The sequence below is a fragment of the Sulfitobacter sp. genome (genome assembly GCF_036961165.1).
In the GTDB taxonomy this organism is placed as follows: Bacteria; Pseudomonadota; Alphaproteobacteria; order Rhodobacterales; family Rhodobacteraceae; genus Sulfitobacter.
The window spans coordinates 43215-64703 of the sequence record NZ_JBALVJ010000019.1 but is presented as its reverse complement, the minus strand read 5'-3'; the positions used below and the strand labels follow the sequence as shown (position 1 = coordinate 64703).

General features: G+C 56.9%; 21 protein-coding genes and 2 pseudogenes. 18 read left to right on the top strand and 5 right to left on the bottom strand.

The genetic code is table 11. The features are described from left to right. The 11 genes and pseudogenes from V7730_RS10625 to V7730_RS10575 all read left to right on the top strand — a co-directional run. Positions 1-303 (top strand): annotated as a pseudogene (locus V7730_RS10625) (hypothetical protein); the annotation flags it as partial. 166 nt (positions 304-469) lie between these two features. After that, on the top strand, positions 470-853 hold the full coding sequence (gene sdhC / locus V7730_RS10620) for a succinate dehydrogenase, cytochrome b556 subunit (protein WP_335747571.1): 384 nt from the start codon (positions 470-472) through the stop codon (positions 851-853). A 10-nt stretch (positions 854-863) separates the two neighbouring features. Next, positions 864-1235, top strand: a complete 372-nt coding sequence (sdhD, locus tag V7730_RS10615; RefSeq protein WP_335747570.1) for a succinate dehydrogenase, hydrophobic membrane anchor protein — start codon at positions 864-866, stop codon at positions 1233-1235. Between the two features lie 189 nt (positions 1236-1424). Next, entirely contained in the window at positions 1425-3230 is a 1806-nt protein-coding gene (gene sdhA / locus V7730_RS10610; RefSeq protein ID WP_335747569.1) for a succinate dehydrogenase flavoprotein subunit, read from the top strand. 2 nt (positions 3231-3232) lie between these two features. Continuing rightward, entirely contained in the window at positions 3233-4129 is an 897-nt protein-coding gene (locus tag V7730_RS10605) for a hypothetical protein (RefSeq protein ID WP_335747568.1), read from the top strand. Beyond that, on the top strand, positions 4126-4449 hold the full coding sequence (locus V7730_RS10600) for a hypothetical protein (RefSeq protein WP_335747567.1): 324 nt from the start codon (positions 4126-4128) through the stop codon (positions 4447-4449). Before V7730_RS10605 ends, V7730_RS10600 begins: the two co-directional genes overlap by 4 nt. Positions 4450-4492: 43 nt before the next feature. Further along, a complete protein-coding gene (locus V7730_RS10595; RefSeq protein WP_335747566.1) occupies positions 4493-5272 on the top strand; it encodes a succinate dehydrogenase iron-sulfur subunit in 780 nt (259 codons plus the stop codon). Positions 5273-5281: 9 nt separating this feature from the next. Further along, a complete protein-coding gene (locus V7730_RS10590) occupies positions 5282-6058 on the top strand; it encodes a DUF1963 domain-containing protein (RefSeq protein ID WP_335747565.1) in 777 nt (258 codons plus the stop codon). Further along, positions 6058-6273 carry a hypothetical protein gene (locus tag V7730_RS10585; protein WP_335747564.1) on the top strand — a complete coding sequence of 72 codons (216 nt, stop codon included), beginning with the start codon at positions 6058-6060 and terminating at the stop codon, positions 6271-6273. The genes V7730_RS10590 and V7730_RS10585 overlap by 1 nt, the downstream gene beginning before the upstream one ends. 71 nt (positions 6274-6344) lie before the next feature. After that, entirely contained in the window at positions 6345-7988 is a 1644-nt protein-coding gene (locus tag V7730_RS10580) for an FAD-binding dehydrogenase (RefSeq protein ID WP_335747563.1), read from the top strand. Continuing rightward, a complete protein-coding gene (locus V7730_RS10575; RefSeq protein WP_335747562.1) occupies positions 7985-8827 on the top strand; it encodes an urea carboxylase-associated family protein in 843 nt (280 codons plus the stop codon). Before V7730_RS10580 ends, V7730_RS10575 begins: the two co-directional genes overlap by 4 nt. A 49-nt stretch (positions 8828-8876) precedes the next feature. Here V7730_RS10575 and deoD read toward each other — a convergent pair whose 3' ends face one another. Then, complete coding sequence (gene deoD / locus V7730_RS10570; protein ID WP_335747561.1) at positions 8877-9587, bottom strand: purine-nucleoside phosphorylase; 711 nt, start codon at positions 9585-9587, stop codon at positions 8877-8879. A 147-nt stretch (positions 9588-9734) separates the two neighbouring features. On the opposite strand from deoD, the gene V7730_RS10565 reads away from it, so the two are divergent. Continuing rightward, complete coding sequence (locus V7730_RS10565; RefSeq protein WP_335747560.1) at positions 9735-10070, top strand: hypothetical protein; 336 nt, start codon at positions 9735-9737, stop codon at positions 10068-10070. A gap of 66 nt (positions 10071-10136) precedes the next feature. Here the strand turns inward: V7730_RS10565 and V7730_RS10560 are convergent, their stop codons facing one another. Beyond that, a complete protein-coding gene (locus V7730_RS10560) occupies positions 10137-10478 on the bottom strand; it encodes an H-NS histone family protein (protein ID WP_335747559.1) in 342 nt (113 codons plus the stop codon). An 82-nt stretch (positions 10479-10560) separates the two neighbouring features. After that, a complete protein-coding gene (locus V7730_RS10555) occupies positions 10561-12531 on the bottom strand; it encodes a protein meaA (RefSeq protein WP_335747558.1) in 1971 nt (656 codons plus the stop codon). A 275-nt stretch (positions 12532-12806) separates the two neighbouring features. Between V7730_RS10555 and V7730_RS10550 the strand changes: the two genes are divergently transcribed. From V7730_RS10550 to V7730_RS10525, 6 genes and pseudogenes are all read left to right on the top strand, one after another. Next, on the top strand, positions 12807-14204 hold the full coding sequence (locus V7730_RS10550) for a 1-acyl-sn-glycerol-3-phosphate acyltransferase (RefSeq protein WP_335747557.1): 1398 nt from the start codon (positions 12807-12809) through the stop codon (positions 14202-14204). Positions 14205-14339: 135 nt separating this feature from the next. Continuing rightward, complete coding sequence (gene ccrA, locus V7730_RS10545) at positions 14340-15620, top strand: crotonyl-CoA carboxylase/reductase (protein WP_335747556.1); 1281 nt, start codon at positions 14340-14342, stop codon at positions 15618-15620. A gap of 368 nt (positions 15621-15988) precedes the next feature. Continuing rightward, complete coding sequence (locus tag V7730_RS10540; RefSeq protein WP_335747555.1) at positions 15989-16711, top strand: helix-turn-helix transcriptional regulator; 723 nt, start codon at positions 15989-15991, stop codon at positions 16709-16711. 119 nt (positions 16712-16830) lie between these two features. Continuing rightward, positions 16831-17467: pseudogene (locus V7730_RS10535) on the top strand (acyl-homoserine-lactone synthase). A 42-nt stretch (positions 17468-17509) separates the two neighbouring features. After that, the gene (locus V7730_RS10530; protein WP_335747554.1) at positions 17510-19060 is read left to right on the top strand and encodes an ATP-dependent DNA helicase; all 1551 of its coding nucleotides are present in this window, start codon (positions 17510-17512) and stop codon (positions 19058-19060) included. Further along, the gene (locus V7730_RS10525) at positions 19057-19755 is read left to right on the top strand and encodes an SDR family oxidoreductase (protein ID WP_335747553.1); all 699 of its coding nucleotides are present in this window, start codon (positions 19057-19059) and stop codon (positions 19753-19755) included. Before V7730_RS10530 ends, V7730_RS10525 begins: the two co-directional genes overlap by 4 nt. Here V7730_RS10525 and V7730_RS10520 read toward each other — a convergent pair. Continuing rightward, positions 19752-20513 carry a TIGR02186 family protein gene (locus V7730_RS10520; protein WP_335747552.1) on the bottom strand — a complete coding sequence of 254 codons (762 nt, stop codon included), beginning with the start codon at positions 20511-20513 and terminating at the stop codon, positions 19752-19754. The two genes, V7730_RS10525 and V7730_RS10520, sit on opposite strands and share 4 nt — an antisense overlap. Continuing rightward, positions 20513-21424 (bottom strand): sulfite exporter TauE/SafE family protein, encoded by a 912-nt coding sequence (locus V7730_RS10515; protein ID WP_335747551.1) that lies wholly within the window; start codon positions 21422-21424, stop codon positions 20513-20515. Before V7730_RS10515 ends, V7730_RS10520 begins: the two co-directional genes overlap by 1 nt. Between the last annotated feature and the right edge of the window lie 65 nt (positions 21425-21489).

Genomic DNA, 21489 nt, shown 5'->3' with positions numbered 1-21489 from the left:
CGTTCGGGTTGGATACATCTTAGCACGCTGTCCAATTTTGCCGGACCACTTCAGGATAGCCATTTTCCAAAGCCAACCTATCCGAATTGGACCAATGCAGGTGTGACTTGGCCTGCTGGCTTTGATTCTGAAATCAAGGTATTCCCCGCATTCCCGAAAGCGATTGAGGGGCGCCATCTCATTGCGTCGCACCACTGGAGTAACAGTATTGTTACACTTATGATGGCCGCTCGCGTGCTGCGAGCGTGCCGAGCAGGCAGATCTCCTTATTTTACAGCGGCATTCAAGTCGAGGGTCAAGTGATCCGGCCTTTGTGATCACATAAATATTGGTGTGATCACAAATCGGTTGTGTCGAGATAATTTTTCTGAGATTTACGCTGACGAATGCCGCTTAACCCCGCTTGCCCACGTGACAGCGCTGAAAAAAACGCTAGTACTAGTCCCAAGTAGCCACAAAGGAGCCTGATATGGCCGATGTGAACCGGGGCAACCGCCCTCTCTCGCCTCACTTGACGATCTACCGCCCACAGCTGACATCCGTGACATCCATTCTGACGCGGATCACCGGAAACGCGATGCTGATCTCGGCGCTGCTGATTGTGTGGTGGTTTCTAGCTGCCGCCAGCGGCGCGGCATATTTTGATCTGGTAAACGGGTTGCTGACCAGCTGGTTCGGTGATCTGGTGATGTTCTTCTCTGTGCTGGGGTTGTGGTATCACACGCTGGCCGGTGTCCGGCATCTGATCTGGGACAACGCGGTGATGATGGACATCCCCACAGCTGAAAAGCTGGGCTGGGCATGCATTGGCGGCTCCGTGCTGCTGACACTGATCACAGTCATCGCGTTATAAGGAGAGCATTATGGCCTATTTGACAGACCGCAAGCGCGCCAAGGGTCTTGGCTCTGCTAAGTCGGGAACGGCGCATCACTGGTCCATGACGATCAGCTCGGTGGCACTACTGATCCTGCTGCCGTTTTTTGTGTTTACATTCGGCGCGGCGCTGGGCGGCACCTATGAAGAGATCGTTGCCTACTATTCCCGTCCGTTCCCTGCGATCATCGCAGCGCTGACCATCGCGGTCAGCTTCAAGCACTTCAACGACGGAGTGCAGACGCTGATCGAAGATTACGTACACGGCCTTGCGCAGAAAGTCTCGATCGTGGTGATGACCTGCATCAGCTACGGCGCGGCGGCGGTTGGAATTTTCGCGATTGCGCGGTTGGCGCTCTAATCAGCCCTGCGACAATACGGTTGGCAGGCGGGCCTTTGCGCTGCTGCCACCCGTGCTAGATTAGAAAGCACTCGCGGATCGCTCCGTCGATTGGGAACACCGGAAGTTCAGGCGCTTGGCGCGCTGACGATACAGACAGGGTCAGGACCGGTTCACACGGGCAGACCCCAAGCTTGAAGAGGGCACGAAATGGCTGCTTACGAATATGAAACCCACGAATATGACGTTGTCGTTGTAGGGGCGGGTGGCGCCGGATTGCGCGCCACGCTTGGCATGGCTGAGCAGGGGCTGCGCACGGCCTGTGTTTCAAAGGTGTTCCCGACACGGTCGCATACGGTTGCGGCACAGGGTGGTATCGCGGCCTCCCTTAGCAACATGGGGCCTGATAACTGGCAGTGGCACATGTATGACACCGTAAAGGGTTCTGACTGGCTGGGTGATACCGATGCGATGGAATACCTTGCCCGCGAAGCACCCAAAGCGGTTTACGAGCTTGAGCATTATGGCGTGCCTTTCTCGCGCACTGAAGAAGGCAAGATTTATCAGCGTCCCTTTGGCGGCCACACCACAGAATTCGGTGAAGGCCCCCCCGTGCAGCGTACTTGTGCTGCGGCGGACCGGACCGGTCACGCAATTCTGCACACGCTATATGGTCAGTCGCTCAAGCATAACGCTGAATTCTACATCGAATATTTCGCCATTGATTTGGTGATGTCTAATGATGGCGTCTGCCAAGGTGTTCTGTGCTGGAAGCTTGATGATGGCACGATGCACCTGTTCAGCGCCAAGATGGTTGTGCTGGCGACGGGCGGTTACGGTCGTGCGTATTTCTCGGCCACGTCTGCACACACCTGCACCGGTGACGGCGGCGGTATGACCGCACGCGCAGGTCTGCCTTTGCAGGATATGGAGTTCGTTCAGTTCCACCCAACCGGTATCTACGGCGCTGGCTGCCTGATCACTGAAGGCGCACGCGGCGAAGGTGGTTATCTGACCAACTCCGAAGGCGAGCGGTTCATGGAGCGTTATGCGCCCACGTATAAAGACCTCGCGTCCCGCGATGTTGTATCCCGCTGTATGACCATGGAAATTCGCGAAGGCCGCGGTGTGGGCGAGAAGGGGGATCACATCCACCTTCACCTCAACCACCTGCCACCAGAAACGCTGGACCTGCGTTTGCCGGGTATTTCCGAAAGCGCGCGCATCTTTGCCGGCGTTGATCTGACCAAAGAGCCGATCCCGGTTCTGCCGACGGTTCACTACAACATGGGCGGTATCCCGACCAACTATTGGGGTGAGGTTCTGAACCCGACTGCGGATAACCCTGACGCCACCTCTCCTGGTCTTATGGCAGTAGGCGAAGCGGGTTGTGCGTCTGTTCATGGCGCGAACCGTCTTGGCTCCAACTCTCTGATTGACCTTGTGGTGTTTGGCCGCGCGGCAGCCATTCGCGCAGCTAAAATCGTTGACCCTAAATCCGCTGTGCCCACGCCAAACAAAGCCTCTGTCGAGGCGGCATTCGCGCGCTTTGACGGGCTGCGTTATGCCAAAGGTGGCACGCCAACAGCCGAACTGCGCCTTGAAATGCAGCAAACCATGCAGGCCGATGCTGCGGTGTTCCGTACCGACAAAACACTGGCCGAAGGCGAAGAGAAGATGAAGGGCGTCTCAGCCAAAATGGCGGACCTCAAAGTCACCGACACCTCGCTGGTGTGGAACTCTGATCTGATGGAAACGCTTGAGCTGACCAACCTGATGCCTAACGCGGTTGCAACAATCACAGCCGCTGCAGCGCGTAAGGAAAGCCGTGGAGCGCACGCGCATGAGGATTATCCCAATCGCGACGATAAGAACTGGCGCAAGCACAGCCTGATCCGTTTTGACGGCGATGTCGCGAGCCTTGATTTCCGTCCTGTTCACCTTAAACCGCTGAGCAAGCACGAAGACGGCGGGATCGATCTCAAGAAGATCGCGCCAAAAGCACGGGTCTATTAAAAGTGACTACAGCGGCGCAGACGCAAGACACATGGCCGCAGCCGGGGTTCTCTCCCGTCTGCGCGTTTCAGGTGTTTGGCATGCGCCGCTCTGGCAACCACGCGATTATTGACTGGCTGATGCGCAACGCGCCTGACGCGGCGACCGGCGGCGTGTTCTTTAACAACTGTAAGTTCGGCAAGAACCCGCAGAATGCTTATGGTTCGCTTGATATCTATGATGCCGCGCATGAGGTGATGCCGCATAAAGACATCGCCGATGCCGACCGCATTGCCCAAGCCGGCTCTGCGCCTATGGTTGTTGTGTCTTATGAAGATCGGATACCACAACCCGAAGGGCAGTCGCAAAAGGCAAGCCACGGTATGGCGGATGCACAGTTCAGCAATCAGATCATCATCTACCGGAGCTTTCTGAACTGGTCGGCGTCCTTGCTGGCGAAGATCAAAAAGAACGCGGGCTTTGGTGCGACCGACCGCATGCGCATCATGACGCTGGCCTTCGCCACCTACGTGCAGGGGCTGGACCGCATTGCCACAGGCAAAGGCGTCATTGCAATTTGCTATGACAACTGGATGACATCAGAAGATTACCGCGCGGGCATTTTGCACAAACTGGGTTTGCCTCAGCGCGACCTGAGCCGTGGCAAGGTGCAGCGCTACGGTGGCGGCTCTTCCTTCCAAAAAAAAGCCACCGACGTGGATAAACTTAACACCGTGGATCGCGATGCGGCCATGGCGGGCGACCCTGAATATCAGCTTTTGCTGTGGACTGCCGCCCATGATCTGCCGTTCATGGGACGTATTGTCACGCATTTCGAACAGGATGCAGAGCGTCTTGCCACTTTGGCAGAGACCGCAAAACTGCACCTGAAACTACCGCCAAGAGAGGCCAGAGCATGATCCGAACCGTGATACTTACCAGCATCCTCGCACTAGGGGCTTGCACTGAAGTGCAGAACGCGGCCGACCGGACGGGGCGTAAGGCTGCCACTTCTGCCGTGACCGAAGTGATCGCCATCAATTTTACGCAGGTTCCAAAGCCGCTGATCGAAGCCTTCACCGGCTGCGTGATGGATAACGCGCAGGCGGTTGAAGTGCGCGAACTGGCCAAAGACTCAATTGTGGGGATTGACGAAGAGACTGTCGCAATCGTGCGCAGCGTCTTGTCCCGCCCCGAAACACAGACATGCCTGCGCAGCCGCGCGCCCCTGGCTCTTTGACAAATTTCCGGCCATAGGCCGACAGACCTGAAGGAATAGCATCATGGTACAACTGACGCTCCCCAAGAACTCCCGCATGACCAGCGGTAAGACATGGCCCAAGCCCGAAGGCGCCAAGAACCTCAAGGAATTCCACATCTATCGCTGGAATCCCGACGATGGTAAAAATCCGTCGGTGGACACATACTTTGTCGATTTGGACGATTGCGGCCCGATGGTTCTGGACGCGATCATCAAGATCAAGAACGAGATTGACCCAACGCTGACCTTCCGTCGCTCTTGCCGCGAAGGCATCTGTGGTTCCTGCGCGATGAATATCGACGGGATCAACACGCTGGCCTGTACCTACGGCATGGCCGAGGTCAAAGGTGTGGTGAAGATTTATCCGTTGCCGCACATGCCGGTGGTTAAGGATCTGATCCCCGACCTGACGCACTTTTACGCACAGCACGCGTCCATCAAGCCTTGGCTTGAGACAGAGACACCTGCGCCTGCAAAAGAGTGGAAGCAGAGCATTGAAGATCGCTCCAAGCTGGATGGCCTCTATGAGTGTATCATGTGCGCCTGCTGCTCGACTTCTTGCCCAAGCTATTGGTGGAACGGCGATCGCTACCTTGGGCCCGCAGCCTTGCTGCACGCCTACCGGTGGATCATCGACAGCCGCGACGAAGGCACGGGCGAGCGTCTGGATGAACTTGAAGATCCGTTCAAGCTGTACCGTTGCCACACCATCATGAACTGCGCCAAGGCATGCCCGAAGGGCCTGAACCCGGCGCTGGCAATCAGCCAGATCAAAAAGCTGATGGTCGAGCGGACTGTTTAAGCCGCCACTATGTTCGGCTGGTTAAAGAAACTGACGGGCGGCGCGCGCAAACCTGCGCCACCACCCATTACACAAGGGCCTTTGTCAGAGGCTGAGTTGCAGCACGCACTTAACCGTCCCTGCGCGCCGCTGATCTTTCACAAACCCGCCAATATTGATCCGTTTACTACGATGTTTGGTGCCGTGCGTCTTGAGCGTAAAGGTGAGGTATGGCCAAGCCATGATGGCGCGCCCATGTGGCCGCTATGCCAGATCAATCTGACAACAGCACCAATGGTGCCAGAAGCTGTGCAGGATCTAGCGCTTCTTACGATTTTCATCCGCGACATGGATGCCTTCGCGCCAACAGAGACCATCAACACGTTGAACCCCGATCCCGCGTCAACATGGGCGCTGCGCTGTTACGCTTCGCTGGATGGGCTGACCATCCCGAAAGCGCCTCGTCACGGCAGCCCTCTTTCCCCGCGTTTGGGGGAGTGGGAGGACACACGCCCGGACTACGCCAATCATGAACTTGCGGGGCATGTGATCGATACCGAGCAGAACGATCTCTACGCCTATGACTGGTGTGCGACCCTCGCGCAGACCAAGTTGGGCGGTTGGCCCGCCACCGCGCAATCCGAACCCTGGTGGGACTACAAGTGCACAGACGAAATATGGGATTATGTGATGCAGATCGAGAATGAACCAAAGGCCGGCTGGCATGGCTGGGGGGACGGCGCGGCCTATCTTGCGCGCTCGCGTGAACGCCCGCACCTGTGGGCAATCGACGTGCAATTCACCTGATGTTGCTCATCCTTGCACCGATCATTTTTGGCTTTGTCGCCTATCTGGCGTGGCGGAACCGTGCGGTGCGGGGTTGCCGCTGGCGCGCTGACAGCACTCACAACAAGGGTGCGCTGCGCATGTACCGCTGCATGGCCTGCGGGGCCGAGGCGTTTACGGCCACAAAAGGTCAGCCACAAAGCTGCAAAAAGGGGCTGAAAGGCCCGTCGTTGTGAACCTTGGGTTAAGCTCGACACAACGTAGCTGAGAGGTGTAGCTTTTTTCCAACCATAAAGGGAAGGAATTCATGAGCGATTTCTCACCAGACGTGATCATCATTGGCGCTGGCCTTGCGGGTATGACTGCCGCTCATGAGGCGCTCCTGCGCGGCCGTCGTGTGTTATTGCTGGATCAAGAAGGTCCGCAAAGCCTTGGCGGGCAGGCGTTCTGGTCGCTTGGTGGATTGTTTCTGGTCGACAGCCCCGAACAGCGCCGTTTAGGGATCAAAGACAGTGCCGAACTGGCGTGGAGCGATTGGCAAGGCTCGGCGCAATTCGACCGTGCAGAGGATGCTAATCCACGCCTTTGGGCCGAGAAGTTTGTCGAATTCGCGGCAGGTGACATGCGCGGTTGGCTGCATGGGCTGGGCATGCGCTGGTTTCCTGTGGTCGGCTGGGCCGAGCGCGGCGGGGCGCTTGCAGGCGGACATGGCAACAGCGTGCCGCGCTTTCACATCACATGGGGCACTGGCACGGGTGTCGTCAAACCCTTTGCTGATCTGATGGTGCGCTATGCCGCGGACGGAAAGCTGAAGATGGGCTTCCGCCACCGCGCGAACCAGTTGATCGTCGAGAATGGTGCCGTCAAAGGTGTCAGTGGCGATCTGCTGGAAAGCACGACAGCAGCGCGTGGCAAATCCACCTCCCGCAAGGTGGTCGGCGGGTTTGAACACCGCGCGCAGTCGGTTGTGATCACAACAGGCGGCATTGGCGGCAACCACGCGATGGTGCGCAAACACTGGCCAGCGCGACTGGGAAAATCGCCCAAGATGATGGTCGCAGGCGTGCCGGACTATGTGGACGGGCGCATGCACGGCATCGCGGCCAAGGCAGGCGCGGGCCTGATCAACGAAGACCGCATGTGGCACTATTGTGAGGGTTTGCAAAACTGGGATCCGATCTGGCCCAACCACGGCATTCGCGTGCTGCCGGGGCCGTCGTCCATGTGGTTCGACGCAAACGGCGACCGGATGGAGGCACCCTATCTGCCGGGCTTCGACACGCTGGGCACGCTCAAACGTATCCTTAGCGTGGGCGAACACAGCTGGTTTATCCTGACCCAAAAGATCATCGAAAAAGAATTCGCCCTGTCCGGCTCAGAGCAGAACGCGGACCTGACCGAAGGCGGATGGCGCGAAGTGCTAAGCGCGCGTTTGGGCAAAGGCGCGACGCCCGCAGTGGAGGCGTTCAAAGAGAAGGGGGCCGATTTCATCGTGGCCGGTGATCTTGAGACACTGGTAGCCCGCATGAATGCGCTTACCCCAACCGCTCCGGTCCATCTTGACCATATCCGGTCCCAAATTCGGGCTCGTGATTTGCAACTGGGCAATCCCTTCTGCAAGGATGCACAAATCACCGCGATTCACCTTGCGCGCACTTATAAGGGAGACAAGCTCATTCGGACTGCAAAACCTCACGCCATTCTTGATCCGGTCAACGGGCCGCTGATCGCTGTGCGTCTCAATGTTATCACGCGCAAATCGCTGGGCGGTGTGCACACAGATATTCAGGGCCGCGTCCTTACCCCTCAAGGCGATGTGCTTGAAGGGCTTTATGCCGCGGGTGAAGCCAGCGGTTTTGGTGGTGGTGGATACCACGGCTATAACGCATTGGAAGGGACATTTCTGGGCGGCTGCCTGTTCTCCGGTCGCACCGTGGGGCAACGCGCATGAGTGCGCCGCCAGACGCCGATCTACGCCGCGCCATCCCTCCGGTGATTTGCTATCCGGTAGAGACGCTGCCAAAGCCCGACATGGCCATGCTGGATGTCGCCCGTTCGGCGCTTACCAAAACTGGTGAGGTGATTGTGGCTGCGCGTGATGCGGCCTGCTTTAACGTGCCAGCCGGTCATTTCTTTCGGATCAGCAGCATCGAGGGTTCACAGGTTGGCGATTTGAATCTGTGGAATGCCAATGATCTTGGTGAACGGTTCTATTCTGGCAAAACCCGTGCGTTGCATGGCACGCACATCACACGTGGCCAGCGGATGTGGACCAGTTTTCCCGCGATGCGGCCCATGGCGACTCTCACGCATGACAGTCTTGAATGGTACGGCAAGGACGTGTTCGGCGGCTCGGTCCATGATGTGATCGGTACGCGCTGCGACCCTTATACGCATAACCTGCTGTCGGGTGGGCAATACCACCATTGCTGCCACTCTAACCTCACCCGTGCGTTGGCGGATCACCTGAACATTCCCCGTGAAGAGGCCGAGGCGCATGTCCACGATGTGCTTAATGTCTTTATGTGTACCGGTTACACCCGCGACACAGGCCAATACTTTATGAAGGCAAGTCCGGTGCGCCCAGGAGACAGCCTTGAGTTCTTTGCCGAAATCGACTTGCTTGGCGCGCTCAGCGCCTGTCCGGGTGGGGATTGCAGCACTGTGCATTCCTCTGACACCGCGCAATGCCACCCGTTGCTGGTAGAGACTTTCGCGCCCGATCCGGCGACCCTTGCAAACTGGTGCCCGCCGCCTTTGAACGGCTATGATCGTAGCCACGGTGTGTGAACCAGCCACTTTTTGGTAGGCAGGCGCGCTAACGCGCCTGCCTGTGCGCTTATCCTTCGCTGAAAGCCGCTTCCAACGCGATTTCAACCATGTCGCCAAAAGACCGCTCACGCTCTTCTGATGGCAACGCCTCGCCGGTTTGCAGGTGGTCTGACACGGTCAGCACCGCGAGCGCGCGACGGCCGTGGCGCGCTGCCAGCGTATACAACTCGGCCGCTTCCATCTCGACAGCAAGGATGCCGTGGCGGACCATCTGTTCGTCCAGATCGGGCCGCTCTGCGTAAAATACGTCCGAACTGTATATACCGCCAACGTGGGTTGTGGTGCCTTCGGCTTCAGACGCGGCAACCGCTGCGCGCAGCAGGCCCCAATCTGCGCAAGGGGCGTAATTCAGCTCTTTGAGGATACCCGAAGAGGGCGAGGTAATAGTGCTGGCGGTCATCGCAATAATAACGTCGCGGATGTTGACGTGCTTTTGCATGCCGCCACAGGAGCCGATGCGGATGAGGGTCTGTGCATTGTAGGTTGTGATCAGCTCGTTCGCGTAGATGGACAACGACGGCATACCCATACCTGAACCCTGAATGGTCACTCTGTGGCCGCGCCATGTGCCGGTGAATCCCAGCATGCCGCGCACTTCGTTAACCAGTTCGGCGCCTTCCAGAAATGTCTCGGCGGCCCAGCGCGCGCGGTAGGGATCACCCGGCATCAATACGGTTTCTGCGATCTGGTCGGGGGTGGCGCCAATATGAACGGTCATGTGTGTTTCTCCTGTGAGTTTGAGGTGCAAGATGCCTACCCTGCGCTTCTGGGGCAAGTTCCAATGGTGGAATTCCTTTCTCGCCGTATTGCGGCAAATAGCTTTTGGTTGCCCAGCAACAAATGCAAAGGAATTAACATGCGATTAATGAGTATGATTGCTGCGATCGGCCTTTTGGGGCTTGCTGCCTGCGACGTGAGCCACCCGGAGGCTTTAGTTGGTCCCGGCAACACGGTTTTCAAAGGCTCCGCAACCGCTACCTTTCTGGAAGGCGGCTGGTTTCAAGCAACCAATGGCACGACTAGCTGTCAGGGACGGTACCGCCCCGCATCGCAAACGCGCACGATCACCTTTCCTGTCACCTGCTCAAACGGGTTGAGCGGGGTGGGCACGGCCACCTATGAGACGCCGCGCGCAGGCGGTGGTGAAATCGTGATGAAGGACGGTAGCCGCTGGAAATATACTTTGGTCGCGCAGCACTAGCTGTTTAACGCTTCCCGCGAGGGTAGCGAAATTCCGCTACCCTTTCTCGCAAGAGGCGAAGCAGCGTTAAATCTCCAGATCGGCCGGAGCGATTCCTTTTTCTACCGAAGCGCGAAACCAATTCGGCTGACGGCCTTTGCCGGTCCATGTACGGGAAGGATCAGAAGGGTCTGCGTACTTTGGTTTGGACGGCTTGGCCGCCTTTTTAGGGACTTTTGGTTTCTTTTCTTTTACAGGCATATCTTCGCTCAACTCATTGAGAGAGAAGCCAAATTCAGCGGCAGCGCGTTCTGCTGCCTTGCGCGCATCGCGTCTGTCACGGGCCTGTGCCGTTTGTAGCGCTTTCTTGACGTCGGCAAGAAGCTTTTCGAGTTCTTTGCGGCTCATGGATTTGAGGTCTACGGACATTCGATTAGGACTCCTTTGATAATTTTTATTGGTCCTACCTCATATGAATGGGAATTTCAGTCTTAATTCCCGCATTCCGCATCTACTCTGCGGCAACCGGTTCTGGATCTACTAGCGTGACGATATCGGCCATAATGGTATTTAACTCGAAATCTTTTGGTGTGTAGACCCGCGAAACGCCCATCGCCAAAAGCCGCTTTGCATCGTCGTCCGGAATAATTCCACCCACGATTACGGGAATAGCGCCAAGGCCTGCGTCGCGCATTTGCGCCATTAAATCCTCGACCAACGGAATGTGTGAGCCGGACAGAATAGAAAGACCAACCACATGCGCGTTGTCATTTAGCGCAGCGGCGACAATTTCGGACGGTGTAAGGCGAATACCTTCGTAAGAGATATCCATGCCGCAATCGCGTGCGCGGACCGCGATTTGCTCGGCACCGTTGGAATGGCCGTCGAGGCCCGGCTTGCCCACAAGGAATTTCAAACGGCGACCCAGGCGGTCGCTGACCGCATCGACTGAGCTGCGCAGGTCGTCGAGCCCCTCGGTTTTGTTCGAGCGGCCAGTGCCCACGCCGGTTGGTCCACGATATTCACCGTGCACCGCGCGCATCTGTTCGGCCCATTCGCCCGTTGTCACGCCGGCCTTGGCCGCGACGATGGAGGCAGGCATGATGTTGCGTCCTTCAGCAGCAGCGGCGCGCAGGTCCTTCAGGGCGGCGTTCACTTCGCCCTCGTTGCGTGCGGCGCGCCATGCATTGAGGCTGTTGATTTGTTCGGCTTCCACGGCGGGGTCCACGACCATAATGCCGCCGTCGCCTGTCATCAGCGGCGAAGGCTCGCCCTTTTGCCATTTGTTCACACCGACAACGATGGTTTCGCCCGCTTCAATGCGGCCTAGGCGGTCTGCATTGCTTTCAACCAGTCGTGATTTCATATAGTCGATGCCGTCAATGGCGCCGCCCATGCTGTCGATATGCGCAAGCTCTGCGCGCGCGCCTGCTTTAAGCTCTTCTACTTTTGCGTCGACAGCAGGATTGCCGTCAAAAAGATCGTCAAATTCTAGAAGATCGGTTTCATAAGCAAGGATCTGTTGCATCCGCATGGACCACTGCTGGTCCCAAGGGCGCGGCAGGCCAAGCGCTTCGTTCCACGCGGGCAGTTGCACCGCACGGGCGCGGGCTTTTTTGCTCAGCGTCACTGCAAGCATTTCGATCAGGATACGGTAGACGTTGTTCTCAGGCTGCTGTTCGGTCAGACCAAGGCTGTTCACCTGAACGCCATAACGGAAGCGGCGATATTTGGGATCGGTCACGCCATAACGCGTCTCGCAAATCTCATCCCACAGATCGACGAAGGCGCGCATCTTGCACATCTCTGTGACGAAGCGGATACCTGCGTTCACAAAGAACGAAATACGCCCCACAAGCGCGGGGAAGTCTTCTTCAGCCACACGCGGGCGCAGTTGGTCAAGCACGGCGGTGGCGGTGGCAAGGGCAAAGGACAGCTCTTGCTCTGGCGTCGCACCAGCTTCTTGCAGGTGATAGGAACACACGTTCATCGGGTTCCATTTCGGCACGGACGTATAGCAGTACTCCGCTACATCCGCGATCATCTTGAGCGATGAGGCCGGGGGGCAGATATAGGTGCCGCGCGACAGGTATTCCTTAATTAGATCGTTCTGTACTGTGCCTTGCAACTTGGACACATCGGCGCCCTGCTCCTCGGCCACGGCGATGTACAGCGACAGCAGCCAAGGCGCGGTCGCGTTGATCGTCATGGAGGTGTTCATTTGCTCCAGTGGGATGTCTTTAAACAGTGCGCGCATGTCACCTAGGTGGCCAACAGGCACGCCAACCTTGCCCACTTCGCCGCGGCTAAGGATGTGGTCACTGTCATAGCCCGTCTGCGTCGGCAGATCGAAAGCCACGGAAAGGCCAGTCTGACCTTTGGCAAGGTTATTGCGGTAAAGTTCGTTGGAGGCTTTGGCCGTAGAATGGCCTGCGTAGGTGCGGATGAGCCAAGGGCGGTCTTTCTGGGGAGCATCGGTCATGGCAGGCCTCTCTGAATAGGTTTGGAAATATTCTTGCGTTAAGCGCTAGATATAAGAAACTTTCCGTAAGTGTCAATTCGCTGCAACGCGGCATCGCTGTATTATGTTGTGCCGATCAACAGCAGTGATCGGCACAAGCCAGCGTGAGTATTCAACCTAAACGATTGTGGCTGGCTTTGAATGAGTTGCGATAAACATGATTTCCGGCATATCGTCCTGTCTGCGGGTGAATTCTTTATTGCGCGACGGGGATCGGGCCTGCAAGGGTGTACGTCATGACGCAGACTGTACAGCTTCCGCTTTGGCTTTTTGTCCTCATCGTGCTTTTTGCCGCTGTCACAGCGCTGAGCCACTTCTTGCTTCCGTCCGTGCGTTGGTTTTTCCGGCGCCGGTTTGAACGCGCAGTGGCGCGCCTCAACAAGCGGCTCAAACGACCCATACAGCCCTTCAAGCTGGCGCGCCGACATGACATGATCCAGCGCTTGATCTATGACCCCGAAGTCAGCCGTGAGATCGCAGTCTACGCAGATGAGCACAAAGTGCCCGAAGCGGTCGCCTTTCAAAAAGCGCAGGAATACGCCCGCGAGATTGTGCCCAGCTTTTCCGCGTTTGCCTATTTCAGCTTTGCGATGCGGGTGGCCAAGATACTGGCAGAGTCAGTCTACAGGATACGTACTGCACCACAAAACGATAGGGTCTTCGCTAATATCCCCGAGGATTCAACAGCGGTGTTTGTGATGAACCATCGCAGCAATATGGACTATGTGCTGGTCACCTATCTGACCTCCAAGACCTCCACGCTTAGCTACGCGGTGGGGGAGTGGGCGCGGGTCTGGCCGCTGTCTTCGCTGATCCGCCTTTGGGGGGCGTATTTTATCCGCCGCCGGTCGGGCGGAGCGCTCTACCGCAAGGTTTTGTCGCGTTATGTGCAAATGGCCACCAATGGCGGCGATACACAGGCGTTTTATCCAGAGGGCGGGCTGAGCCTGACAGGTGCTGTGCAGCCGCCAAAAGTGGGGTTGCTCAGTTATCTGGTGGACGGGTTCGATCCTGAGGGAGAACGCGACCTCGTGTTCGTGCCTGTGGCGATCAATTATGATCGCGTGCTTGAAGATCGTGTGCTAATTGCTGCCCATGCGCGCGGCGACCGCCGCTTTGGTGCGCGCATCTCTGTTGTGGTCACGTTTATACTACGGAAATTCTGGCAGCGTCTGCGCGGGCATGATACCCGTTTCGGTACGGCCGCTGTCGCCTTTGGTGATCCGGTCAGTCTGCGCGCTTACGGCAAGGTTGAAAACGTTGAGGGGCTTTCAGCCGAATTGATGAAGCGGATCGAGGCCGTGATGCCAGTGCTTGGTGTTCCGTTGGTGGCGACTGTGTTGACGAACAAAGGGCCGCTGGGCGTGATGGAGATGGAAGCGGCGGTTGCCACTCTTTTGGCCCGTATTCCGGCGCGCAGTATCGAAGTGAACACAGAGGCGCTGTCGCGTGAAGTGACGCGTTCGTGCAGGCATATGCATCAGCATGGTTTGATTGAGCAACGGGACGGCGTTTGGACCCTCATGGACGGTCAAGAAACGGCTGTTAAGTTCTACGCCAATTCCATCGCTCATTATCTTCCCGAAGGTAATAATGATGCTGATGCTGATGCTGATGCTGCGACTGCAAAGTAACTTTCTGCACCTGCGGGGTCATAAAGTTACAAAATAGAGCCTCTAGTGGTTGCAATATTTCGCGCTCAACCTTAATCAGTCTCATGACGCCGCGATTCTGCATTGCGGCACCCATCAGTTCCTCAGGAGGGCGACATGGCACTGGACACAACGATTGCGCAGTACGACGCACCGGAAAAAGACCTTTATGAAATGGGTGAAATCCCGCCCATGGGCTATGTGCCAAAGCAAATGTACGCTTGGGCCATCCGCCGTGAACGTCACGGCGAGCCGAACACCGCGATGCTGGAAGAAGTAGTAGAGGTGCCAGAACTCGACAGCCAAGACGTGCTGGTTCTCGTGATGGCTGCCGGTGTGAACTACAACGGTGTTTGGGCCGCTCTTGGCACACCGATCAGCCCGTTCGACGGGCATAAGCAGCCTTATCACATCGCGGGCTCCGATGCCGCCGGCATCGTCTGGGCCGTAGGTGACCGCGTTACGCGTTGGAAAGTCGGCGACGAAGTGGTTGTGCATTGCAATCAGGATGACGGCGACGATGAGGAGTGTAACGGCGGCGACCCGATGTTCTCTCCTACCCAACGTATATGGGGATATGAGACTCCCGACGGGTCATTCTCGCAGTTTACGCGGGTGCAAAGCCAGCAGTTGATGCCGCGTCCCAAGCACCTGACGTGGGAAGAAAGCGCGTGCTACACGCTGACGCTCGCCACCGCTTACCGGATGCTTTTCGGCCACGAGCCGCATGACCTCAAGCCCGGTCAGAACGTTCTGGTCTGGGGTGCCTCCGGTGGTCTTGGTTCTTATGCGATCCAGTTGATCAATACGGCCGGCGCGAATGCGATCGGCGTGATCTCGGACGAAAGCAAGCGCCAGTTCGTGATGGATCTGGGCGCAAAAGGCGTGCTGAACCGCAAGGATTTCAATTGCTGGGGCCAAATGCCCACCGTGAATACGCCAGAGTACAACGACTGGCTCAAAGAAGCGCGCAAGTTCGGTAAGGCAATCTGGGAGATCACTGGCAAGGGCGTTAGCGTTGACATGGTGTTCGAGCATCCGGGCGAAAGCACGTTCCCTGTTTCCACTCTTGTGGTGAAAAAGGGCGGCATGGTTGTGATTTGCGCTGGGACGAGCGGATTTAACTGTACCTTTGACGTCCGGTATATGTGGATGCACCAGAAGCGCTTGCAAGGTAGCCACTTTGCCCATCTCAAGCAGGCATCTGCTGCCAACAAGCTTATGATGGAGCGCCGTCTGGACCCGTGCATGTCCGAAGTCTTTGCATGGAATGATCTGCCCGAAGCCCACATGAAGATGCGGCGCAATGAACATAAGCCAGGCAATATGTCGGTGCTGGTACAGGCACCCAAAACCGGGTTGCGCACACTCGAAGATGCGCTGGACGCCCGTAAATAAACTCAGCGGCTATTGCTGAACCTAAAACGCCCCGCAGTTCGCCACTGGTAACTGCGGGGCGTTCATATTTTTGCAACCAATCTAATGCGATCAAAGGGATAGAAGCCTGATACCCACTATTTCTGGGGAGTGGGAATACGTGAATAGGAATGCAACGATAGGTCGTGCTAGTATTATGTTAACCTTTTGTTAACTATTTATGGAGAAAGTCGAAATGCGGAATGACTGGATCATGGAAGTTCTTGCCGATTTGAGGAGTTTCGCAGCGTCGAATGATCTGCCGTTGCTGGCAGAGCAACTTGACGACACTGCATTGGTAGCTGTCGCAGAATTCAATGCAAGAAATGAGAGGTCTGCGAAGCAAGAGCATGGCCGAAACAACGAGCCAACTGGATTGCATTCTGTCCGCCTTGGAGCAGGCAGAGTGTCTTGAAGGTATGCAACGCGCCGCAGAGGCGCTGAGAGAGCACTATTGCATCAACCATCTGGTTTACCATTGGGTGGAATCGAAAGGTGATCAATACGGGTGCGGTACATACTCGCAAGAGTGGCAACAGAAATACATTGAAGAAAATTATCTGCGCATAGATCCGGTTGTGATCGGGTGCTATCAAAGATTCCATCCGGTGGATTGGAAGCGGCTGGATTGGTCTAGTCGTGCCGCAAGAGAATTTTCCAAGGTTGCTGCCGGATTTGGCGTGGGCAACCAGGGGTTTTCGGTTCCGGTCCGCGGACCGAACGGCCAGTTCGCAATGTTTACCGTCAACCACAGTTGCGACGATGGAACCTGGGCGGATTTTACGGATAAAAACCGAAGCCACCTGATCCTGATCGCGCATTACTTTAACGAAAAAGCACTTGATCTTGAACCGGGCCGCAAACCTGAACAAAAGCAGGCGCTGTCCCCGCGTGAAACTGATGCCATGACCCTTCTTGCGATCGGATATAGCCGCGCGCAGGTTGCTAATACGCTTTCGATTTCGGAACACACACTGCGCGTCTATATCGAAAGTGCACGGTTTAAGCTGGGTGCTGTGAACACAACCCATGCCGTGGCGCGGGCGATTAGCCGCGGTTTGATCGTGGTCTGATTTGGGGTAGAACAGCTGTTGCGGAAGCACTTGCACCGCTGTTCTATCCGTTAACTCATTTTTAGATGAGCATTAACTACGATCCCCAGACAAACTGCCATTATCTGGAGAACTGAAAAATGCTGCGATATATTTATGCTGACGAATTAAGAAACTATCCGCGCCTTGCCAATGAGATGTTAATTCATCGCGCCGAGCAATTCCACACGCGCCTTGGTTGGGACGTGAATGTTGACGCACACGGACACGAGCGGGACGAATATGACGACCTTAACCCGTTGTACGTCATCTGGGAAACGTCCGATGGTGGCCACGGCGGCTCCACCCGCTTTTTGCCAACAACCGGGCCTGTGATGGTCAATGATCACTTTGGACACCTTATCTCAGCACCGATTTGCAGCCCTCTGATTTGGGAATGCACGCGATTTTGCATGGCTCCGGGCCAAGGCCCCAACGTCGCCGCAGAGTTAATGCTTGGCCGGGGGCGAATTGATGCAGGGATTCGGCGTGCGCCACTTTGTTGGGGTCTTTGACGCGCGGATGGTACGCATCTACAGCCGCGTCGGTTCTTCCCCGGAAGTATTGGGGAGCGTGGGCGAAGGGCGTGAACGGATCAGCGTGGGGTTGTGGGAATTTGAGGCCGAGGCCCAGCAGCGCGTGGCAGGTAAGGCAGGTATCTCTCCGGCGCAGAGCCGTGAGTGGTTTGATCGCTCTTTTGGCTGCGAAACACAGGTGGAATTTGCGGCTAGCGCCTGAACGGCTCTGGTCCCTGTCCGGTCATGGGCCTAATGTCAGCCCATGACCAAAAATATCTCCAAAGACCTCATCTATTCCGACGATCAGGCCGCCGCCCATGACGCCGTCTGTGCCATGCTGAAAGCAGCAGGCGTCAGTCTGGAAGATGATCTGCTGATGCCGCCCAAGGGCAATAAAGCGCAAGTCATGGCTGTGACTGGCAAAGCAGGCTCTGGCAAGACGCTGCTGCTGGCCGAACTCTACCGCGCGCTGGAGCAGGCCGGGGTTGATATTGTCTCGGGCGATTATGAGAGCAAGAAGCGTAAGGATAAACGCACGCTGGCGATTCTGGCCCCCACCAACAAAGCGGCAAGCGTGCTGCGTCTGCGCGGGGTGCCTGCCACAACAATCCACCGGATTCTCTACACGCCTGTCTACGACCCCGAATATGAGCGCATTGCAGAATGGCTGGCCGGAAATGGTGACCGGCCTGTAGATGTAGAAGGCCTGACCGAGATCGCGCTCGACCGGGCGGAAGCTTTCTATCAGGGTAACAAATCTATTCCAGGTGCACTGGCTGCAGCAGGTTTGCGCGGCAGTGATTTCATCACCGGCTGGAAGCGGCGCGAAGAGCCGTTGGACATTGGCTTCGTCGATGAATCCTCGATGCTTGATGACAAACACTTCGAAGATCTCAAAGAGATTTTTCCGACGTTGCTTTTGTTCGGCGATCCAGCGCAGTTGGCTCCTGTAGGCCAGTCAGGCACGATGGTGTTCGAAAAGCTGCCCGAAGAGCGCGTGATGAACCTTAACCGGATTTTCCGGCAGGAAGCGGACAACCCGATCCTCGATCTTGCTCATGCGTTGGCTGATCCTGACATCGGGTTCGAACAGTTTGAACGGATGATAGAAGATGCCTCCAAACGCGATGACCGCGTTGTTTGGGGGCAGCGTGTAGAGGTGGATCTGATGGCGCGCAGCCCTGTGCTGGTCTGGCGCAATGCCACGCGCATCCGGCTGATCAACGCCTTTCGGAACGTCCATGGTGCGCCAGAGGATGCGTTGGTGGAAGGGGAGCCACTTATTTGTGACGGGATCGAGCTGCCGCTCAAACATCGCAAAAAGCGGTTGGACCTTGAGGCGCGGGGCCTCATTAAGGGCGCGCAAGTTGTCTATCTTGGTGCCGGACGCAAGCCGGGCTTTTCGCGCCTGCATGTCATCGGGGCTGAAGATCCGCAGGTGAGCGCGGCCAGTATTGTGAAGATTGAAAAACCCGATGAAGAAGAGCCGTTCATCCCCTTTGCCGCCCGCATGGGCGCGACTTTCCTGCACGGTGCAGCGGTGACCATTCACAAGGCGCAGGGCAGCCAGTGGAACACGGTACAGGTCTTTGCGCCTGATCTTTATGTCGCTGCCCGTATGGGACGGATGGAGGCGGGGCAGCCCCTGTGGAAACGGTTGGCCTATGTTGCCATCACCCGCGCACAGGAACGGTTGATCTGGGTGGTCCGCAACCGGCTGTCCAAGCCCTCTTATGCGCTGACAGTGGATGATCTGCGCTCGGCACCTGCTGCGGCGCTTACGCTTGATCCTACAGAGGAGGAGTTCGGATGAAATCTGTCATAATCACAGGTGCAAGCTCGGGCATCGGACGTGCCGCTGCGGAAGCGTTCCTTGAGAGCGGCTGGCGCGTCGGGCTGATTGCGCGGCGCGAGGCGCAGTTGCAAGAAGTCGCCAAGAGGCATCCGGCAGCGGTCGTTTTACCGGCTGATGTCACCGATGCAACCGCCATGGCTGCTGCGTTCGCCAGCTTTGGCGAGGTGGATGTGCTGTTTAATAACGCCGGTATCTTCGGCCCCTCCGCCTCGATTGACGAGGTGGCGCTAGAGGATTGGGCGCAGGTCTTGGCTGTTAATCTGACTGGTATGTTCATCGCCGCACGGCTGGCTTTTGGTGCGATGCGCGCGCAAGGTCGCGGTGGGCGGATCATCAACAACGGTTCAATCTCCGCGCACACACCGCGCGAGAATTCGGTGTGCTACACCACCACGAAACACGCCATCACGGGGCTGACAAAGTCGCTGGCGCTGGACGGGCGGCCGTTTGATATCACTGCGGGTCAGATCGATATCGGGAATGCCGAAAGCGAGCTTGTCGCGGGGCTGAAGGCGGCAAACCCTGACATGCACACGATGGATGTGCGCCACGCTGCACAATCGGTTCTGCAAATGGCCGAATTACCGCTCAGCGCGAATGTGCCATTCATGACCGTAATGGCGACGAAGATGCCCTATCTGGGGCGAGGTTAGCGGCGCAAAAGGCTAAATACGGCTGACGCACCCCAGCCTGCGGCGACGGCAATTGCCAGCGACAGCAGCCCGTAAAAGAACGACTGTTCGCGGCTCAGAGTAAAGAGCCACCGTTCCATCCCAACCTTGCGAACGTAAATGCTCGTCTCGTATTGCGAGACAACATTGCCGCCACGGGTCAGGAAGATCCGGGTTCTGTAGTCACCTTCGGTGAGCGCGGCGGGCAGGGCAATGGCTGTGCGGAATAGGGTATCTTCGTCCACGCTTACGGTGTCTTCATTCAGCTGGTACTGGTTTGCCTTCGATTTGATCCGGATCAGCGCTTGGGTAAATGTCTCACTATCCGCGATGCTGGCCGGCGCCCCGACAGAACGGATGGCCCTAGGGATCGAGATTCGGTGGCGTACGTCCTCGGTAAAGCTCAGCGCTTCATTCAACGGAGCGCTGGTAGACACCGCATAGAAGCTTGGCGCGCTATCGATCTCGACCGCGTCGGTATTTATCCAGATGCCAAACCGCTTTTCCTTGCGGCGGACGGTCTTTGTTTCGGACGGGCCGGCAACGGTGACAATGACCTGAAGCGGAGGTTCAGCCGGAACGGGGGCGTCACGCTTTACTGCGCCAAAGATTAGGATTTCGGAGCCGTCGAAGTTGGTGTTGATTGAGACGGTGTCACTGCTCAGTCCCAGCACAACCTCTTCGGCCAGCGCGGGAAGGGACGCAAATGATAAGGCTAAAACCGCGATGAGCTTGCGCATCAGTGGCCCCCCGCCGCGATCGAGTAAAGCTCGGACGGTTCAAGCAGCAGCTCAAGCGCGAGCTTGCCACAGACGATCAGGACCATCAGCGCCAGCAATATGCGCAGTTGCTCCGCTTTCATCTTGATGCCGATGCGCGTTCCGATCTGTGCACCAATCACTCCCCCCAGCAGCAGCAGAACCGCCAATACGATATCCACGGTATAGTTCGTGGTGGCGTGTAGCATGGTGGTGAAGGCGGTCACAAAGATGATCTGGAATAGGGACGTGCCGACAACCACTTTGGTCGGCATACCGAGTAGATAGATCATGGCAGGCACCATGATAAAGCCGCCGCCGACACCCATGATCGCAGCGAGAATGCCAACGGCGACTCCCACAATCAGGGGCGGAATGACTGAAATGTAAAGACCGGATACACGAAAGCGCATCTTGAGTGGCAGGCCGTGAATCCAGTTGTGTTTTTTGCGTTTGGGCGCTTTGCCCTTCTTCACATTGCGGATCGCGTTCAGGCTTTCGAAGAACATCAATCCGCCGATCACACCAAGGAATACGACATAGCAGAGCTTGACCAGCAGATCGACCTGACCTTGCGCCTTGAGGTAGTTGAACACCATCACACCCAGCGCAGCACCGAACAGACCGCCAATCAGCAGCACAGTGCCCATCCTCAGATCAACAGTCTTTCGCTTGAAATGCGCAAGGACGCCAGAGAAAGAGGAGGCGACAATCTGGTTAGCCTCAGTGGCCACGGCCACGGCAGGTGGAATGCCGATAAAGAACAAAAGCGGCGTCATCAAAAAACCGCCGCCGACACCAAACATACCTGACAAAATGCCCACAATCCCGCCTAGCCCCAAAAGGAGGAAGGCATTAACCGATACTTCGGCGATGGGGAGGTATATTTGCATGGCTGATCCTTAGGCCTAGCAGACACTTAAATCAATGATCGTCGCAGGGCACAACTGCCGAGGCC

Excerpts from the sequence above, each read along its gene's own strand:
- sdhC (WP_335747571.1), top strand. The coding sequence starts at position 470 with ATGGCCGATGTGAACCGGGGCAACCGCCCTCTCTCGCCTCACTTGACG.
- sdhD (WP_335747570.1), top strand. The coding sequence starts at position 864 with ATGGCCTATTTGACAGACCGCAAGCGCGCCAAGGGTCTTGGCTCTGCT.
- sdhA (WP_335747569.1), top strand. The coding sequence starts at position 1,425 with ATGGCTGCTTACGAATATGAAACCCACGAATATGACGTTGTCGTTGTA.
- V7730_RS10600 (WP_335747567.1), top strand. The coding sequence starts at position 4,126 with ATGATCCGAACCGTGATACTTACCAGCATCCTCGCACTAGGGGCTTGC.
- V7730_RS10595 (WP_335747566.1), top strand. The coding sequence starts at position 4,493 with ATGGTACAACTGACGCTCCCCAAGAACTCCCGCATGACCAGCGGTAAG.
- V7730_RS10590 (WP_335747565.1), top strand. The coding sequence starts at position 5,282 with ATGTTCGGCTGGTTAAAGAAACTGACGGGCGGCGCGCGCAAACCTGCG.
- V7730_RS10585 (WP_335747564.1), top strand. The coding sequence starts at position 6,058 with ATGTTGCTCATCCTTGCACCGATCATTTTTGGCTTTGTCGCCTATCTG.
- V7730_RS10580 (WP_335747563.1), top strand. The coding sequence starts at position 6,345 with ATGAGCGATTTCTCACCAGACGTGATCATCATTGGCGCTGGCCTTGCG.
- V7730_RS10575 (WP_335747562.1), top strand. The coding sequence starts at position 7,985 with ATGAGTGCGCCGCCAGACGCCGATCTACGCCGCGCCATCCCTCCGGTG.
- deoD (WP_335747561.1), bottom strand. The coding sequence starts at position 9,587 with ATGACCGTTCATATTGGCGCCACCCCCGACCAGATCGCAGAAACCGTA.
- V7730_RS10565 (WP_335747560.1), top strand. The coding sequence starts at position 9,735 with ATGAGTATGATTGCTGCGATCGGCCTTTTGGGGCTTGCTGCCTGCGAC.
- V7730_RS10560 (WP_335747559.1), bottom strand. The coding sequence starts at position 10,478 with ATGTCCGTAGACCTCAAATCCATGAGCCGCAAAGAACTCGAAAAGCTT.
- V7730_RS10555 (WP_335747558.1), bottom strand. The coding sequence starts at position 12,531 with ATGACCGATGCTCCCCAGAAAGACCGCCCTTGGCTCATCCGCACCTAC.
- V7730_RS10550 (WP_335747557.1), top strand. The coding sequence starts at position 12,807 with ATGACGCAGACTGTACAGCTTCCGCTTTGGCTTTTTGTCCTCATCGTG.
- ccrA (WP_335747556.1), top strand. The coding sequence starts at position 14,340 with ATGGCACTGGACACAACGATTGCGCAGTACGACGCACCGGAAAAAGAC.
- V7730_RS10540 (WP_335747555.1), top strand. The coding sequence starts at position 15,989 with ATGGCCGAAACAACGAGCCAACTGGATTGCATTCTGTCCGCCTTGGAG.
- V7730_RS10530 (WP_335747554.1), top strand. The coding sequence starts at position 17,510 with ATGACCAAAAATATCTCCAAAGACCTCATCTATTCCGACGATCAGGCC.
- V7730_RS10525 (WP_335747553.1), top strand. The coding sequence starts at position 19,057 with ATGAAATCTGTCATAATCACAGGTGCAAGCTCGGGCATCGGACGTGCC.
- V7730_RS10520 (WP_335747552.1), bottom strand. The coding sequence starts at position 20,513 with ATGCGCAAGCTCATCGCGGTTTTAGCCTTATCATTTGCGTCCCTTCCC.
- V7730_RS10515 (WP_335747551.1), bottom strand. The coding sequence starts at position 21,424 with ATGCAAATATACCTCCCCATCGCCGAAGTATCGGTTAATGCCTTCCTC.